Annotated in this window: 9 protein-coding genes; 5 read left to right on the top strand and 4 right to left on the bottom strand. The window is 57.1% G+C overall.

What is annotated here, in order from left to right; all coding sequences use genetic code 11:
* Nucleotides 1–71: 71 nt before the first annotated feature.
* From secA to mutT, 3 genes are all read left to right on the top strand, one after another.
* Nucleotides 72–2,816: a preprotein translocase subunit SecA gene (gene secA / locus HUW35_RS01000; RefSeq protein WP_181253873.1), complete on the top strand. Its 2,745-nt coding sequence runs from the start codon at nucleotides 72–74 to the stop codon at nucleotides 2,814–2,816.
* A gap of 121 nt (nucleotides 2,817–2,937) precedes the next feature.
* Nucleotides 2,938–4,137 carry a bifunctional glutamate N-acetyltransferase/amino-acid acetyltransferase ArgJ gene (argJ, locus tag HUW35_RS00995; RefSeq protein WP_181253872.1) on the top strand — a complete coding sequence of 400 codons (1,200 nt, stop codon included), beginning with the start codon at nucleotides 2,938–2,940 and terminating at the stop codon, nucleotides 4,135–4,137.
* Complete coding sequence (gene mutT / locus HUW35_RS00990) at nucleotides 4,137–4,547, top strand: 8-oxo-dGTP diphosphatase MutT (protein ID WP_181253871.1); 411 nt, start codon at nucleotides 4,137–4,139, stop codon at nucleotides 4,545–4,547. The genes argJ and mutT overlap by 1 nt, the downstream gene beginning before the upstream one ends.
* A 366-nt stretch (nucleotides 4,548–4,913) precedes the next feature.
* Here mutT and nagX read toward each other — a convergent pair whose 3' ends face one another.
* From nagX to HUW35_RS00970, 4 genes are all read right to left on the bottom strand, one after another.
* On the bottom strand, nucleotides 4,914–6,011 hold the full coding sequence (gene nagX, locus HUW35_RS00985) for a transmembrane glucosamine N-acetyltransferase NagX (protein ID WP_181253870.1): 1,098 nt from the start codon (nucleotides 6,009–6,011) through the stop codon (nucleotides 4,914–4,916).
* Nucleotides 6,012–6,282: 271 nt separating this feature from the next.
* The gene (locus HUW35_RS00980; RefSeq protein ID WP_181253869.1) at nucleotides 6,283–9,396 is read right to left on the bottom strand and encodes a glycosyl hydrolase family 18 protein; all 3,114 of its coding nucleotides are present in this window, start codon (nucleotides 9,394–9,396) and stop codon (nucleotides 6,283–6,285) included.
* 270 nt (nucleotides 9,397–9,666) lie between these two features.
* The gene (locus tag HUW35_RS00975) at nucleotides 9,667–10,125 is read right to left on the bottom strand and encodes a hypothetical protein (protein ID WP_181253868.1); all 459 of its coding nucleotides are present in this window, start codon (nucleotides 10,123–10,125) and stop codon (nucleotides 9,667–9,669) included.
* Between the two features lie 197 nt (nucleotides 10,126–10,322).
* Nucleotides 10,323–11,465 (bottom strand): fatty acid desaturase, encoded by a 1,143-nt coding sequence (locus tag HUW35_RS00970; protein ID WP_181253867.1) that lies wholly within the window; start codon nucleotides 11,463–11,465, stop codon nucleotides 10,323–10,325.
* 596 nt (nucleotides 11,466–12,061) lie between these two features.
* On the opposite strand from HUW35_RS00970, the gene HUW35_RS00965 reads away from it, so the two are divergent.
* Nucleotides 12,062–14,092, top strand: coding sequence for an ATP-binding protein (locus tag HUW35_RS00965; RefSeq protein ID WP_255463405.1), 2,031 nt, complete (start codon nucleotides 12,062–12,064; stop codon nucleotides 14,090–14,092).
* 74 nt (nucleotides 14,093–14,166) lie between these two features.
* Nucleotides 14,167–17,670 carry an EAL domain-containing protein gene (locus HUW35_RS00960; protein WP_181253866.1) on the top strand — a complete coding sequence of 1,168 codons (3,504 nt, stop codon included), beginning with the start codon at nucleotides 14,167–14,169 and terminating at the stop codon, nucleotides 17,668–17,670.
* The last annotated feature ends 54 nt before the right edge of the window (nucleotides 17,671–17,724 follow it).

Genomic DNA, 17,724 nt, shown 5'->3' with positions numbered 1-17,724 from the left:
TGCACCCTTTCGCGCCGCCCCCTGAATCAGGGAGAGCGGGGCACACTCAGCATTAATGTGGTTTCTGAATAATGATTGGCAAACTGATAAAAACAGTCTTCGGTTCAAAAAATGACCGGGAACTCAAGCGTATGCGCAAGGTGGTCGCCAAGATCAACGCGCTGGAAGATGAGTACAGGGCGCTGGATGACGCCGCGCTGAAAGCCAAGACAGAAGAATTCAAACAGCGCCTGTCCCAGGGCGAGACCCTAGACCAGATTCTGCCGGAGGCCTTCGCCGCGGTGCGGGAAGCCAGTGACCGCGCACTGGGCATGCGTCACTTTGATGTGCAGATGATCGGCGGTATGACCCTGCACGAAGGGCATATTGCGGAAATGCGCACCGGTGAGGGTAAAACCCTGGTGGCGACCCTGCCAGCCTACCTGAATGCGCTGGAGGGCAAGGGTGTCCATATCGTTACCGTGAACGATTACCTCGCCAGCCGGGATGCCAACTGGATGCGTCCGGTGTACGAGTTTCTCGGTCTCACCGTGGGTATCGTGGTTTCCCAGCAGCACCCGGAAGACAAAAAAGCTGCCTATCAGGCGGACATCACCTACGGTACCAACAACGAATTCGGCTTCGACTACCTGCGCGACAACATGGTATTGCGCAAGGAAGATCGTACCCAGCGCGCGCAGAACTTCGCCATTGTGGATGAGGTTGACTCCATCCTGATCGACGAGGCGCGTACTCCGCTGATCATTTCCGGTGCCGCGGAAGACTCCTCACAGCTGTATATGGCCATGAACAAGCTGGTTCCCCAGCTCGAGCGTGGGGAAGAGGGCGGCGAAGGCCACTACACCGTGGACGAGAAATCCCGTCAGGTAGAGATGACCGAAGACGGTCACCAGCTGATCGAGGACCTGCTGACCCGCGGCGGCCTGCTGAAAGAGGACGAATCCCTGTACGCACCGGGTAACCTTGGCCTGCTGCACCATGTGAATGCCGCGCTGCGTGCGCACGTTCTGTTCCACAAAGATGTGGATTACATCGTGCAGAACGGTCAGGTGGTGCTGATCGACGAACACACCGGCCGAACCATGCCCGGCCGCCGTCTCTCCGAGGGCCTGCATCAGGCGCTGGAAGCGAAGGAAAATGTTCAGATTCAGAGCGAGAGCCAGACCCTCGCTTCTACTACCTTCCAGAACCTGTTCCGCTTCTATCCCAAACTGTCCGGTATGACCGGTACTGCAGATACCGAAGCGTTCGAATTCCGCCAGATCTACGGCCTGGATGTGGTGGTAATCCCCACCAACAAGCCCAAGCAGCGCGACGACCTGAACGACCTGGTGTACCTCACCAAGGAGGAGAAGCTCGAAGCGATCATTGAAGACATCAAATACTGCCGCGACAAGAAGGCGCCGATCCTGGTGGGTACTGCTTCCATCGAGACCTCGGAAGAGATGTCGCGCATGCTGCAGAAAGCCAAGATCGAGCATCAGGTACTGAACGCCAAGTTTCACGAAAAAGAAGCGCAGATCATCGCCCAGGCCGGCCGCCCGGGTACCGTCACCATCGCCACCAATATGGCTGGTCGCGGTACGGATATCGTGCTAGGCGGCAACTGGGAAGCGGAAGTCGAAGAGCTGCAGGAGCGCGAGGGGCGTGAAGCAAGCAAAGAAGAAATCGACGCGATCAAAGATGAGTGGAAGAAACGCCATGAGACGGTGATCGAGGCTGGTGGCCTGCACATCATCGGCACCGAGCGCCACGAATCGCGCCGGATCGACAACCAGCTGCGTGGTCGCGCCGGTCGTCAGGGTGACCCGGGTGTGACCCGCTTCTACCTGTCTCTGGAAGACAACCTGATGCGTATCTTCGCCTCTGACCGGGTGAAGAATTTCATGCAGATGCTTGGTATGGAGCGCGGTGAGGCCATCGAGCACCGCATGGTCTCCAATGCCATTGAAAAGGCACAGCGCCGCGTAGAAGGTCGTAACTTCGATATCCGCAAGCAGTTGCTGGAATACGATGATGTGGCCAACGACCAGCGTCAGGTGATCTACTCCCAGCGCAACGAGCTGCTCGAAGCGGATTCCATCAGTGACACCATCACAGCCATCCGCGACGACGTGGTGAATGAGCTGATTTCCACTCATGTTCCGCCGCAGAGCGTTGAAGAACAGTGGGATATTCCCACACTGGAACAGCAGCTGGCGGCGGAGCTGGGCCTGCAATTGCCGGTTCAGCAGTGGCTGGATGAAGACCGCACCCTGCACGAGGAGAGCCTGCGGGCGAAGATCGTCGAAGAATCACAGCAGGCGTACCAGAACAAACTGGCGCGTATTGCCGAGAGCACCGGCGACGAGAACCTGATGCCGACCATCGAGCGCCAGGTGATGCTGCAGGTGCTGGACCAGCTGTGGAAGGAGCATCTCTCCAGCATGGACCACTTGCGCGCGGGTATTGGTTTGCGCGCCTACGCCAACAAAAACCCCAAGCAGGAATTCAAGCGCGAATCCTTCCACTTGTTCCAGAGCCTGCTGGATAATCTCAAGCACGAAGTTATCCGCGTATTGGCCCATGTGGAACCGATGACCCGCGAGCAGATGGAAGAGATGGAGCAGCGCCGACTGGAAGCCCAGCGTCGCCAGCAACTGGAGCTCCAGCATGCGCAGGCATCCGCGATTCCGGAGGCTGAGGCCCAGGCAGAGGCCGCTCAGGAGCCCGCACGACGCGGTCCGCGAGTGGGGCGTAACGATCCCTGTCCCTGTGGGTCTGGCAAGAAGTACAAGCAGTGTCATGGCAAGCTGACTTCTTCCACTCCGTCCTGATCGGCTCAGGCTGACAGAGCAAAAAGGCCCGCATAGATTGCGGGCCTTTTTGTTTTACGCCTGCCGTTTATATAATTCCGTTCCTTTCAATCATTCGAATGATCCCAGCAAGGTGAAGAACATGGCGCAGTCCCTGCCGCAAATTCCCGGTGTCCGTCTTTCTGCAGTGCCGGCGAAGATAAAAAACTGGCAACGCGACGATCTGCTGTTAATCGAAGTAGCCGAAGGTGCCAATGTCTCCGCGACCTTCACCCAGAATGCATTCTGTGCAGCGCCGGTACTGGTGGCGCGCAAGCACATTGCCGGTGGCAATATACGCGCGCTGTTAATCAATGCGGGTAATGCCAATGCGGCCACCGGTGAGCGCGGTGTGGCGGATGCCAATCGCTGCTGTGAAGGCGTGGCAGAGGCCCTGGGTATTCAGCCATCTCAGGTTCTGCCGTTCAGCACCGGCGTGATCGGTGAGCACCTGCCGGTGCAGAAAATTCTGGATGCGATCCCCACTGCCGCTGCCCAGTTGCAGTTTGATGCCTGGCAGGCTGCGGCGCAGGCCATCATGACCACCGATACTCGCCCGAAAACTGCGAGCAGAACCGTCGAGATTGCCGGCGAAACCCTCACCGTTGCCGGCATCGCCAAGGGCGCGGGTATGATCCAGCCGAATATGGCCACCATGCTGGCGTATGTGGCGACCGATGCGGCAATCCCCCAGCCGATGCTGGATAACCTGGTGAAAGAGGCAGTGGCTGCGTCCTTCAACCGCATCAGTGTGGATGGGGATACTTCGACCAACGATGCTTGCGTGCTGATCGCCAGTGGCGTTACCGGTGAGGTCATCGGAGACGCTAACAGCGAGGCCTATGCGCAGTTGAAGGCGGCGATCGTCGAGGTACATATCGAGCTTGCTCAGGCCATCGTGAAAGATGGTGAGGGTGCGACCAAGTTTGTCACAGTGCAGGTCAACAACGCGGGCAATTCCGCCGAGGCCCTGCGTACCGCATTTGAGATTGGCGAGTCACCACTGGTTAAAACCGCACTTTACGCTTCAGATCCCAACTGGGGCCGGCTGGTAATGGCCATCGGTAACGCGGGGCTGGAGAATCTGGATACCGGCAAAATCTCCATTTATCTCGATGATGTACAGATCGTGGATGCGGGTGGTCGCGCGGATACTTATACGGAGGAAGCGGGGCAGGCAGTATTCGACAAGCCAGAATTTACCATTACCGTGGATTTACAGCGGGGTGATGCCTGCGAGCATATCTGGACTTGTGACTTCTCGCACGAGTACGTGACCATCAATGCAGAGTACCGCACCTGATGGGCGGCTCCGGGATCAAGCATATTCATGTGGCGGTAGGTGTAATCCTGGGCGCTGATGGTCGTATTCTCCTGGCCAAGCGCCCTGAGCATTTGCATATGGGCGGGCGCTGGGAGTTTCCCGGCGGCAAGGTCGAAGAGGATGAATCCATTCAGCAGGCCATGGCCCGGGAACTGAAGGAAGAGCTCGATATCGATGTGAAGGCGATGGAGCCGTTAATCGAAGTCCGTCACGATTACGGAGACAAGCAGGTATTTCTGGATACCTGGTGCATTACCGAATTTGAGGGTATAGAGCGTGGAGTTGAGGGACAGGAATTGGCTTGGGTCTCGGTCGCGGAGCTCTCGGAGTATCGCTTCCCGGATGCCAATCAGCCGATCGTAACGGCGTTACAAGCTCGCTTAAGTTAATTCCAGCCCTGCCAAGTTCTATAGCTAGTTTGCTGGCAGGGAAGCACTGGGTGCGGGTTTTCAGGACCGCGGTTAACCCATCCCTGGGCGCTGCGGCGCAAACGTCCTGTTTGCGACGCTCCTGCAAACCCGCACCCAGTTCTTCCCTTTCACTTCAAATCACATCACTGCGTAAGTTATTCCCAATTGCTAGAGCAACGCGCACTATTTCATTTGAAGGTAGAGTGCCGGGTATCCATTTTCGAAAGCGTCGGCGACAGGGATGTCGCCGACGCAGCGTACAGGGACGTATTTACAGCGGTTTCGAAAATGGATACCCGGTGCTCTGCCGCCACCGCACCTTCTAACTGGTGCCACAAAGCGTGATCAAGGACTGATAAAAATCCCGCGCTTGTACAGAAATCTCAGCACCAGCCACTGCAGCAAAATCACTCCGCAGGCGATCAATAGCGTGCCCGCCGCGTCTGGCAGGGCTGAAGCAACTCCCCCAAACAGACTTTTACTGCTGTATTGCCAGTTCACCAGGCTGGTACCGATATACACCAGAATGGCATTGCAGCCGATCACCGCGAAAAAATAAGTGAAGGTTTTCCAGTGCCACATATCGACCACCAGATAGAAAATCCCCAGCAGTAACAGACAGCAACCAGAGGTGATCAAGACAAAGGAACTAGTCCACAGCTCCTTGTTCACCGGGTAAACCCAGTGCCATAAAAAACCTGCCAGCAGACAGATCGCGGCACTGCTGAAAAGCCCTTTCAGGATAGCCCCGTGGTCCCCCGCATATCGTGCCAACCAGCGACCGGCAAAAACACCAAACAGCGCATTGATGATAGCGGGAATCGTCGAGAGTACACCCTCCGGATCGTAGGCGCGGTTCTGGTAAGTGATACCGGGCAGGAAGTGCTGGTCCACCCACGCATTGACCGATCCGTCCGGGGTCAAGGTACCGACCGTCATTTGCAGCAGGCAGTAGCCGATCAGAATGGCGGCGGCAATGGCGCACTGGGTGCCCAAGCCAAAGTGCCACACAATCATCGCCGCGAAAAACCAGGCGAAGCCAATGCGCGCCAGTACACTGGCGTAGCGGATTTCACCCAGATCTGCAGGAATGCCCGTGCCCCAGCCGTGATTGTAAACGACCCCCAGCAGTATCAGCAGGAACAGGCGCTTCACCGATTTCCGATAAACCGGAGCCCGCTGGCTCAACGGCAATCCACGCAGAGACTTGTTGGCCAATCCCAGGGTTACCCCGGAGAGGAAAATAAACAGCGGGAAGATCAGGTCGTAGAAGCTGAACCCGTGCCACTGGGTATGCTGCATCTGCCCGTGCCCGAACTGAAAAATGGACCAGCCGGTAAGCGCAAATAATGGGAGGAACAGTGCCTCACCACCGATGATCCAGAACATATCGAAGCCGCGCAGGGCGTCTACCGAAGCGAGTCTTTGTTTTTTGTTGGCCATGATTGTTACTGCTAATCAATTAAAAAAAGAAACCAATCTTTCTGTGAGCACCATGATAGGGCACCTGCCGCAATGAAATCACGGTGTCCAGAAACGAAAAAAGCCCCGGCCGGAGCCGGGGCGAATATAGGAGCATTTCCTGTACAGGAGTTTCCTATTAGTCACAACGCAGAGAGAGAGCTGTATTTACCACTTATCTTGCTACCAACTTCCATCCTGTGAGATTGGCCGGCACTGCGTTGCCGGCCGTTGAGATCCTTTCCTGAATATCTTAAATCGAGCAGACGAAAGCCCAGCTGCCGTCAGCGGTGCCCGGTACCGACTGGGTCCACCACTTGGCCTCGAACACACTGCCGTCGTGGATGATCCGATCACCCCCGGCAGCGTGGTTACTGCGCGGCCATTCCGGGTAAGTCACCAGGCCACTGGTGCTGACACCTGCGTCGGCACAGGTTTCGCCGCCACCACCGGAGGAACTGCCACCAGAGGAGCTGCCGCCACCGGTGCTCAGCTCGGCTACCGGAAGATCCGGATACTCGAATGCCAGCGCATAGGTGGTGCCGTTGACCGTTGCGGTATAGGCCTGAGGACCAGATACCGGCAGGTAGTAGTTCAGAGTCATATCCCAGCTTTCACCGTCCGCCAGGTCTTGCCAGGCGGGAAGGCTGAAGCGCACGCGGTGGAATTCATTTTCCAGGCCACCCACGTTGCCGCCACCGGCATTGGCTCCGTCCTCGATCACTTCCAGGCCGGCACCGCTCTGGTCGGTGATGATGTTGGAAGTGGATGTCGGCATGTCGAACTCGAACACGGTGCCACCGGGCAGAGTGCCACCGGTGTTGTTGGTGATGTACAGCTTCGGATTCAGCGGGTAATTCTGGTCGCCGAGTTTGAACTCGGTGACTTCAATGCCGATATCCAGGGCTTCTTGCGGTACTGCGCGATCGGTGCGCAGGTGACGATATTTGGAGGCGTTGGCAAACTTGTCATAGGCGACGGTGGTGAGGGTGTCGCCCATGTAGTACTCGCCCTTGGCCGCATCCCAGCTGTAGTCACCGGCTAGCTCCCAGAACATGATGCCGCCTACACCCTGGTCAATCACGTACTGCACCTTGGCGTCCATGGACTCGGCGTCTTCGGTGGAGATGAACACGCTCTTGTCCGCATTCCACAGCCACGGGGCCTCGGAAACACTGTCATAGTTGCGCACATAAGTGCCGGTCAGGGCGTCGTCCGGATCGTTGACCGGGTCCAGGCCGTAATCGGTCACATAGCTGCCGAGAATACCGTTCTCCAGGTTCATGGCGTGCCACATGGGGTTGGAGCCGGCACCCATCTCGTTGCCATTGCTGTCCTTGTCGTGCCACATATTGTCGATACCGATGGCACCGTTGCCGCAGTCGGCAGCGCCGCCGGTTCCCTCAGGGCACTCGGACTGAGAGGGAAGTGGGGCCGAGCCGCCGAGGCCGTTGGTACCACCGCTAACACCCTGCCAGCCGCGGGTGTAGTAGGGGATGCCCACATTGATACGTCCCGCGGGCATGGAGCCGCGGAAGTACTTCACCGCCCAGTCGATATTGAGGTAGCCGATACCACCGTACTGGGAAGTACTGTACACACTCGCCGCAGCCAGTTCGGGATCATTGCCGTTGTCGAACAGCGCAGAGTTGTGGCCAACGTATTCATTCCACGCCCCATGCAGGTCGTAGGTCATGATGTTGACGTAATCCAGGTACTGGGTGATCTGCATGGTTTCCATGCCGCGCAGCAGGTAGCCGGAGGACGGGGAGGCGATGGTCAGCATATAGTGCGTGCCGTCCTGCTCACCTGCCTGGTCCAGTTTTTCCCGCAGTACCCGCATCAGTTCCACGTAGGAATCCATCAGCGAGCCGCGCAGCGGGTTGGCGATACCGAAATCCATAGGGTTGCCGGCGTCGTTCATGGAAGTGGGGTACTCGTAATCGATATCCACACCGTCGAAGCCATACTGGCGAATGAACTCGACGGAGGAGTTGGCGAATGCCTCGATACCCTGGTGATTGATGCTGCCGTCCGCATTGGTGGTCATGGTGTAGAAGCCACCATCGGCCACGCGATCTCCATTATCGTTAAAGTGGCCGCCTGTCTCGGCCCAGCCACCCACGGAAACCAGAGTCTTCACTTCCGGGTACTGTTCCTTGAACTTGGACAGCTGATTGAAATGGCCTTTGTAGGGGTAGTCCGGATCGGTTTCCGCACCAGCGATGCCGGGCCATTCCATACCGGTTGCCGGGTTGTCCGGGTTGTCGGTATTGCCGACGGAGACGGAGTAATCGCTGCCCACGTGGGCGAAGGCGTAGTTAATGTGGGTGATCTTGCCCCAGGGGATGTCTTTTACCAGGTAGCTGGGCTGCCCGTTGGCGCCATTTCGCCAGCTGGTGAAGTAGCCGATGATGCGGCGCGGATGGTCTGCGCCCATATCCTCGCGGCCTTCCGCGTCGTAGATGTCGCAGTAGTTGGGGGCGGTGCCCGGGGTGGTGTAGAGGCCATCCGGGCGACAGGGATAATCGCCGACTACGATCTGCTCATCTTCTACGGTGATGGTGGCTTCGGCACTGTCGCTCAGATCATCGTTATCCGTGGCTACCGCTGAAACGGTGTGACTACCAAGGACCGCGGTCCATTGGGTGCTATAAGGTGCGCTGGTGTCGGTGGCGATCAGGCTGCCATCGACAAAAAATTCTACCTTGCTGATGCTGCCATCGCTGTCGGTGGCGTTCGCGGAAATGGTCAGGCTGTCACCAGTGGTATGGCTGGAACCGTTCGCCGGAGCGGTCAATGTCACGCTGGGAGGGACCGGGCCAATGATGACGTCTTCTTCCACACTAATGGATACCGGTGCAGTGGTTGTGGACAGATTGTCGTTGTCCACAATGCGAGCGGTGAGGGTGGGTTCGCCGGCAACGGCAGTCCAGGTTACCTCCCAGGGCGCCGCACTATCGGAACCAACCAGGGATCCGTCGACAAAAAATTCCACCAGGGTCACCTGGCCGTCAGGATCAGAGGCGGAAACGCTGAAGACAACGCTGTCATTTTCGCTTGCGGTAATGCCTGCGGTGGGGGCTGTGATTGAGCCCTCGGGTGGTAGTAGTGGAACCTCGCCGTCGTTACAGGCGCCAAGCAGTTTCCACTCCTGATACTGGCCGGAGTACTGTTCCGGATCCTGATTTTGGGTCCACCACTTTGCCTCGTAGGCATTGTCGTTGTGCTGAACCTGGGCACCGGTGGAATAAGAGGGGCCCATTTCCCACAGGGGCAGGGAGGTGCAGTCTACGGCGGCGTAGCCGTGGCCTGCGGATAGCATTGCTGCGGTCACCAGACCGAAGCGGAGCTTGTTGCTGATCATATAATGTTCACCTTGCGGCAGATTATTTTTATAGGAATTCGACGCTAGTACCTCGGCGCCACGAAATGACATCGCTGTCAAAAATAGCAACGAGGACTTTCGTAAGCAACACCGGGCCACAGGAATTTCTAGATTCGGGAGGTTTTTACGCCAGTTTCGCGGCTATACGCGGGTTTTGTCACATCCAAGGGGGCATGAGCCAAGGGCGCCGCTATGCGGCACAGCGTATATGTTCTGGGCGTATACAGGGCGAATTGGGGGTGAGTGGGCCTACATATCCCACAGCGAGTTGGTGGCCATGGACAGCGTGATGCGTTCCTTATCCTGGATCTGCTTGAGGTTCTCAAACACCTCTTTCACCTCCGCTGACTCGATCGAACCGTAGACGGAGTGATACAGGTCGGAAAAATAGCGATCCACCTCCTGTCCCAGCTGGTTTATCTCTTCAATACTTGGCTTGTCGCTCAGATACAGGTTTTTTACCAGGTCGCCAGCCGTCTCCTCGTTGGTGTATTGCAGCCACGTCTGCATGGCTTTCTGCTGTGCGACGGCACCGTAGTTCTTGAGGTTGTTGGCCATACGCAACTCGTGCTCGTGCAGGTGCTTCAGCAGCAATCGAGTGCGGTTATCCTGGGCGCCATCCAGCAGTTGCTGATACACCCCGGCCATATCCAGGTGGAATTTCTGGGCGTTTTTGAGAACTTCGTGGGCCTGTTTGAACGTCTTCATCTCTGCGCCTTCTCGGTGGTTGGTGTAATTATAGTTTTCCCAATGGGGCCGTTGGTGGGGGAAGTGGCCTCTTTCTCTTATGTTTATAGTGCATATCCGCGGGCGTTCAAGTCCTCGTCCGGTATATCCGGCGGCCGTCGTCGAATCCCGGGCATAAAAAAAGCGGCCTCTGGGGGCCGCCTTGTCTGTGTCTGGCGTCAGGCCGTAGCCGGCGCCAGGTGGAATTGTTCCATCATGATCTGCAGGCGCTTGCGCTGCATCTTGAGGCTGTATTCCAGTTCTTTCACCCGGGTGCGGATGGTGGCATTTTCCCATTTGCTCACCAGCTGTTCGCGGGCATTCACATAGCGCTTCTGCTGGAGTTCTTTCCACTCGGAAAGCGCGGCCGAGAAGTCCTGGGCTTCGCGCTCTAGCAACTGCTTCCAGCTCTCTTTGTGTTTTGAGTGCTCGAGCTGCTGCTCCGCACGCTTGAATTGCATGGTCAGCATGGCCCGCTGGATACGCATTGCCGGGACTGTTTTCAGGTTTCGGGCCAGCCCAAGCCAGCTGGCGGTTTTGATCAACCACTTGGTGGGATCCCAATGATACCAGCGGATGCCGTTGCGGTAATCGGTCTGGAAAATATGGTGATAGTTGTGATATCCCTCACCAAAGGTGAAAAATGCCAACAGATCATTGTCCCGTGCGGTGTTTTCATCCGTATAAGGGCGGCGGCCCCAGATATGGGCAAGAGAATTGATGAAGAAGGTGGTGTGGTGGTTGACCACTATACGCAGTACACCTGCCAGCAGAAGCATACCGAGTACATCGCCGGTAAGCAGGCCGAGTACCAGGGGCACGCCCACATTCATCGCCACGGTGATCGGCACATAGTGGTTGTGCTGCCACATTACAATCTTGTCCCGCTGCAGGTCCTTGGCGTTGTCGAAGTCGACCTGGCCACTGGGGTAGTCTCGCAGCATCCAGCCGATGTGGGAAAACCAGAAACCGCGCTTGGCGGAATAGGGGTCGTGATCATTATCGTCACAGTGGCGATGGTGACGGCGGTGACCGGAACACCAGATCAGTGCACTGTTCTGTAGCGAGGCGGCGCCAAACAGCGCATAAAACAGGCGCAGAGACCAGTGGGCCTCATAAGTGCGGTGTGACCACAGGCGGTGGTATCCAGCAGTGATGGAGAAGCCACAGAAAGCGCCCAGTACCGCAAATGCCAGCCACTGGTACCAGTGGTAGCCCACAAGTACGCCGTACAGCGGAACCAGGATCAGTGCCGCCAGCGCTGTACTGGCGAACAGAATCGTCGTCAGCCAGATGCGCGGGGCTTCGGGAGCAGCATTCATATATACAACCTTGTCAGAGTCTTCAGATAATTCCGCCCGTGGGGGCAGTGCGGCCGGGCAAATAGAGCCCGGAGCATAAGGCAGATGCTACCGCAGATGGACCGAACGAACACGTGCCGGAGAGGACCGCAATGCGTATTTTGAGGACGAATAGTCAGTTTATCACCGTTTGAATGGTACGGCGCACAGTTGTGGTGCGAAAAAGGAATTTTGCGTTCATTGTTGGGTCAAGCGCTGTCATTTTTCGGTAATGCCATGGGGTATAGCACAACCCCTCTCGCTAAGCTGGGACATTGCCGATCGATTTTTGTTCAAAAAAGGCGGTGAAAGCGTATTTTTGGCATTTTTTAAAAAGTTGGCACAGCGCTTGCTATATCTATTGTGTAGGCCAATTGGCCTGCGCTCCGGGAATCCATCACGGGTTATGGCAAATCGTAATAATGCGTGATTTCCCGTTTTCTCTCATCATCGCTATTTTGGGCCCCGCATTGCGGGGCCTTTTTTTATCCGCCGATAAGTGATTCACTAGCTGTAGATTACTCTGGAAAACTAGAGGTCAATGGCCGGTACTGGCCTGCGGTCCTGACGGCAAGATGGTGTCGAACGCATATCCCCCCAACAAAAAAGAAGGCGGCCTGAATCTCGCTACGCCAGACGAGCTCGAGGGTCTGCAGCCGACGCAGGCGCTGACCCAAGTGCAGTATCTGCACAGCCTTCTATTGAGTACCAATCGCGGTGTTTGGGAATGGCATCCGTCTACCGGCGTCCAGCGTGCAACCGGCAACCTTTGGCAGCGACTGCACCGGGATCCGGAATCAGCGCTGTGTGGTGTATGGAGTGGTGATCTCTCGCTGGTGCACTCCGATGATCGCGATGGCCTGATTGCGCTGCGCTCCCGTCTGTGTGAGCAGGGCACCTTTGTGGATACCAGTATTCGTGCCTTTGCCCGCGATGGCCAACCTCTGTGGTTGCGTCTGTGGGCGCGTGCGCTCACCGCGCCCGGGGGCGAGCGGTTTTTCCTGGGTGGATGTACCGACTACAGCGAATCCTTCTCCTCCAAGTCTTTTTCTTATTTTTCCGGCGAGCGCTTCCACCACGCACTGGATATGGTCGGTGACGGACTATGGGAGTGGGACTTGCGCGCCGACGAAGTCGTGCTCGATGCGACTTGCTGGCGCATGCTGGGCTATACCCGTGGGCAGAGTGATAGCGGTGCACGGGCTGCACTTGCGCGCTGGAAGACCCATATGGTCGCTGACGATTACCCCGACGTGAAACAGGCGCTGGAAGACAACGTTCGCGAGCAATTACCCCTGGATGTTGAGTTCCGCCTGAAGCATCGGGAGGGTGGTACTGTATGGGTGCGTTGCCGTGGCAATGTACAGCGCAGTAGTGGTGGTGAACCGGTACGTGTACTGGGCACGCTGCAGGATATTACTGCGAGCAAGAAGAAACAGCTAAAGCTGGAACAGGAATTGCGACGCTTGAAGCGGGAGAGTGTCGACCGGGCCGACTTGATTTCCAGTCTTAGTCACGAATTGCGTACCCCGCTCAATGCCATTCTCGGCTACAGCCAGCTGGTGGAGCTGGATCAGAGTCTCAACCCGGATCAGCGCCGACGTCTGGCAGAGATCCGCAAGGCCGGGCAGCACCTGCTGCATCTGGCGGGTGATGTGCTGGATCTGGCGCGCATCGACAGCCAGCGTCTGGCGCCATCTATTGAGCGGGTGCAGCCGGCCACACTGGTAGCGGACTGCCGTCAGTTGCTCGAGCCGCTCGCGGAAACCCGCAAGGTAAGCCTGACCTTTGAGCCTCTCGGCTGGGAGCGCGCCCATGTGCTTGCGGATCCCACCCGTTTCAAGCAGGTGGTACTCAATCTGATGGGCAATGCAATCAAGTACAACCGCGAAAACGGACGGGTTGTAATCACCTTTGCGCCGCAGGCGGAAGGTTGGCTGCGCCTGAGTGTGCTGGATACTGGTAGCGGCATTGCCAGTGCTATGCAATCCAGAGTGTTTGAGCCGTTTAATCGTCTTGGGGCCGAGCAGGGGAAAATCGAGGGAACCGGTGTGGGGCTCGCGATAGCCAAGCAGCTGACTGAGGCCATGGGTGGCAGGATAGGTTTTGATAGTGAAGAGGGGCAGGGCTCGGTATTCTGGGTGGAGTTCATGATGCACGATGCCCCGGACGAAGTGCTGCAAATGGCTGCACGTCCTGATTACACGCGTTCATTGCCGCCTTGTAAACTGTTGTACGTGACGAGCAGAACTGCTTCTGCGAGCCGCCTGAAAGCGGTGTTGGCCGCCGTGCAACAGGTTGAGGTACAGGTCGTCGACGACGCAATGAAAGGTATTTTCACTGCGCGTACCGGTGCGCCGGATATCATCGTATTTGATGCAGAGTTACCCGGTGTTTCGCTGCGGGATTTTTCTGAAATCCTGTGCGGAGATAAGGCAACGGCACATATGCCGTTAATGGCGATTGTGGATCGGCGTTGTGACTTTGCTCACGTGTGCCTGCCCACGAGCTATGACCTGGCCATGCTTGCCGAGGGCTTGCGCGATTGCCTGAGCCTTAAATCGGTGGCCGGTGGGATTGCAGCGCATAATCGTGCTGCACCGGAATAAATTGATAGGAATATAACAATAGCTACCATCGATGGTGGCAAAGAATAAACGCAACCAAAAGGACGTTATGGTTGATGTTCTCTCATTTATCCAGCGGCAGTAACACGCCCGAGACCGCGAGCATGCAAGGCCGCGCACAGGCCAGTTCTGTGCCCGCCGTACTATTGCTTGTGATCGGCACGTTTTGCCTGGCATTTCTGTGCAAGAACTTTCTTTCCGTCGAGGGTGGAATCGCTGCGATCTGGCTCGCGGATGCACTGGCCATCGCGGTCCTGTACCGTTATCCGTACAAATCCTGGCCGTTGCTGCTTGCCGGAGCCTATATCGGCGCCGCTGCCGCATCCTGGTCCAGTGGCCTGCCTGTGCATGTCGCACTGATGTATTCGGCGGCGGGTACGGCGGAAGCACTGGTCGCTGCAGGACTACTGCGTTTTTTCTGCGCGGATGGAGATTTTTTTGGCAGCACCTGGCGCTGGTTGAGATTTCTTTTCTTCGGCGCGTTCCTGTCTACCCTGGTGGGGGCGGGCGTAGGGGCGACTATCGCGGCGATGTTTCGCGGTTTGCCGTTTGGCGATGTATTTCTGTTCTGGTATCTGGCTGACACCATCGGTATCAGCGTATTCCTGCCATTTCTTCATCTGGTCAATGTCGAGAGTGCGAAAAGAATATTTTCGTTTCGCCCGCTGATACGTTTAATGTCGGCATTGTTACTGTCTCTCGCCAGTATTTTCCTGGTGCTACAGGTTTTCCCCTATCCCTTTGTATTTATTGCCCTGCCGTTAATCTGGGCGGCATCGAGGCTTGAGCTGGCGCAGGCGTTGCTTCTGATATTTACCGCAGTGCTTGCGATGCTGGTGGTGTTTATCAATGGCAGCCACTGGTTACCCGCGGAGCTGAATTTGATTCACAGCCCGTTGGATTTCATGCCGCTGTATGCGGGTGTGGTACCCGCATATGTGATGGCGGTTGCCTCGAGTGTCGAGCGCAAGCGCAGCCAGCGGATCGTTGAGGTCGAGAGTAGTTTCCGCACAGCCATGGAGTCATCCCGTATCGGGATGTTACTGGTTTCGCTGGACAACCGGATAATCCAGACGAACCCGAGTTTTTGCCGCTTTATCGGTTACTCCGAGGTGGAGTTGCGCGGAATGAATATCCGCGAGGTTATCTGTATCGAGGGCGGTAGTGCGCACCAGGAACCCCTCGGTCTGGGGCGGGATCGCCTGCTGTTTGATTTTGAGCTGGGATATGTGCAGGACGCAGAGTGGCGTTTCTTGCGTAAAAACGGCGCACAAGTCTGGGGACACTGGTCCTGCAGCCTGGCTAGAGGTGCGAGGAATGAACCCCTGTACGCGGTGGTGCAGGTGGAGGACATCGACTGGCGCAAGCGCAGCGAGGTGCAGCTTGCCAAGGCTGAAGAGCGCTGGAAATTTTCTCTGACGGTAACCGGACAGGTGGTTTACGACTGGGACCTGGTGAGTGGAAAAACCTTCTATTCGGAATGGTTGCAGAGCGGTGTGGGTATCGACTCTGCGGAACTTGGCAGTCGTCAGGACTGGCTGTCGCGGGTGCATATTGACGATCGCGAACTTCTGCTGCGGGCACAACTGGCCCATTTCAATGGCGAGGCGCGGGATATTGATTGCCAGTACCGGGTGCGCACTGATGCTGGTGATACCCGCTGGATCCATGAACTTGCGCGGGTGATGGAGTCTGGCGACGACGGCAGGCCCTTGCGATTGATCGGTATTTTGCGGGATATCACCGAGAACAAGCAGATGGCGCGTTTTCTCGAGGAGGAGAAAGAGCATCTGCAGGTCACCCTCAATGCGATTGCCGACGCGGTTATCGCAACCGATAGCCAGCAGCGTATTACCTTTATGAACCCTGTGGCTGAGCAGTTGACCGGCTGGAGGCTGGCTGAAGTGCAGGGGCAAAATATTCGCACGGTAATCCAGATTTCCAATGCCAGGGAAGGGGTGCAGGTGACCTGCCCGATTACCGAAAGCCTGAAAAACATGACCCCCGTGTTTTCCTCGGAGGGGACGGTTCTACATAACCGTACCGGGCGCAGCTATGACATCAAATGTTCTGCTTCTCCACTGCGCACCGGCAGTGGTCAACTGCTCGGCGCGGTGCTGGTATTCCAGGATGTGACCGAAACCCGACAACTGATTCGCCAGCTGCGTTACAAGGCCCACCACGATGACCTGACCCACCTCCCCAATCGCGAGGCCTTCAAGCGCGATCTGCTGGAAGCAGTGGCATCGGTGCGCAACAACGAAACCGTTCATGTCCTGGCGTATATGGATCTGGATCGCTTCAAGGTGATCAATGACAGCGCCGGGCACCAGGCCGGTGATGCGCTATTGCGTAATGTGGCCCGCTTTCTCAAGGGGCAGTTGCGGGAAAGTGACAGCGTGGCGCGCCTTGGTGGCGACGAGTTTGGCATCCTGTTGCGTGACTGCAACAAGGAGCAGGCGCGAGTGCGCTGCGAGCAGCTGGTGCGGAAAATCATTGCGTTGCGCTTTCCCTGGGCGGGGCGGGTGTTCGATGTGGGCGCCAGTGTGGGGGTGACCGAGGTGCGCCGCGACAACAATCACGTAGCGGACCTGATGAGCCAGGCGGACGTGGCCTGCTATTCAGCCAAGCATGCCGGGCGTGGAATGGTGGTGGTTTACGAGGCGGACAGTAGTGCTGCCGCCGACCAGCACCGGGAAATCCATATGGCTTCGCGTATTCGCGAGGCGCTGGACGAAAATCGCCTGCAGCTTTTTGCCCAGCCTATCGCCAGCGCGGTGTCGCCATCGGTCATCAGTCACTATGAGTTGCTGGTGCGTATGGTGGATGCGGACGGCTCACTGATTGCGCCCGGCGCGTTTATTCCCGCCGCCGAGCGCTATGGATTGATGTTGCAGATTGACCACTGGGTGATGCACGAATTCCTGCACAATAAAGTGCAGGCAGCCATGCACAGCGGCCTGAGCTTTGCCATGAATCTCTCGGCCGAGGCTATTGGCGACGGCGCATTCCAGCAAAAGCTGATCTCGCTACTGTCAGAATCCGCGCTGCCGGCCCGCCGTCTGGGGATTGAAATTACCGAAACCGCGATGATCAATGAAATGGAGAGCGCTAGCCAGTTTGTCACCGCGCTGCGGGAAATGGGCTGTAAGGTCGCGCTGGATGATTTTGGTAACGGCCTCAGCTCGTTTAACTATCTCAAAGCGTTTTCGATCGATTACATCAAGATCGATGGCAGCTTCGTGCGGCAGGTGGAGTCCAACTTTGTCGACCTGATGATTGTGGAGTCCATCAATCAGGTGGCCCATCGCCTCAATGCTCGCACCATCGCGGAATTTGTAGAGGATGCCGCGACCGCAGAGCGGTTGCGGAATATCGGCGTCGACCTCGTGCAGGGTTACCACATCGGTCACCCGCTGCCGCTGGACGAAGTCCTGGCGAGCGCGGTTTCCGGGCGCAAAAAGGCGGGGGCAGCTGTATCACAGCCGTCAGCGCAGGTGGGCGACAACGAGGTTGCGGAAGAAATCGTGGAGTTGGCAGCCACGGAGCTGGAAGCCTGAACCGGCGCGCGGCGCCGGTTCAGTATCTGCCCGCAAGTAAGAAAGAGGGGCAGG

This window comes from Microbulbifer sp. YPW1 (assembly GCF_013367775.1).
In the GTDB taxonomy this organism is placed as follows: domain Bacteria; phylum Pseudomonadota; class Gammaproteobacteria; order Pseudomonadales; family Cellvibrionaceae; genus Microbulbifer.
The sequence above is the reverse complement of the archived record's forward strand: the minus strand, read 5'-3'. Positions and strand labels throughout refer to the sequence as shown.

Excerpts from the sequence above, each read along its gene's own strand:
- HUW35_RS00975 (WP_181253868.1), bottom strand. The coding sequence starts at position 10,125 with ATGAAGACGTTCAAACAGGCCCACGAAGTTCTCAAAAACGCCCAGAAA.
- mutT (WP_181253871.1), top strand. The coding sequence starts at position 4,137 with ATGGGCGGCTCCGGGATCAAGCATATTCATGTGGCGGTAGGTGTAATC.
- nagX (WP_181253870.1), bottom strand. The coding sequence starts at position 6,011 with ATGGCCAACAAAAAACAAAGACTCGCTTCGGTAGACGCCCTGCGCGGC.
- argJ (WP_181253872.1), top strand. The coding sequence starts at position 2,938 with ATGGCGCAGTCCCTGCCGCAAATTCCCGGTGTCCGTCTTTCTGCAGTG.
- HUW35_RS00970 (WP_181253867.1), bottom strand. The coding sequence starts at position 11,465 with ATGAATGCTGCTCCCGAAGCCCCGCGCATCTGGCTGACGACGATTCTG.
- secA (WP_181253873.1), top strand. The coding sequence starts at position 72 with ATGATTGGCAAACTGATAAAAACAGTCTTCGGTTCAAAAAATGACCGG.
- HUW35_RS00960 (WP_181253866.1), top strand. The coding sequence starts at position 14,167 with ATGTTCTCTCATTTATCCAGCGGCAGTAACACGCCCGAGACCGCGAGC.
- HUW35_RS00980 (WP_181253869.1), bottom strand. The coding sequence starts at position 9,396 with ATGATCAGCAACAAGCTCCGCTTCGGTCTGGTGACCGCAGCAATGCTA.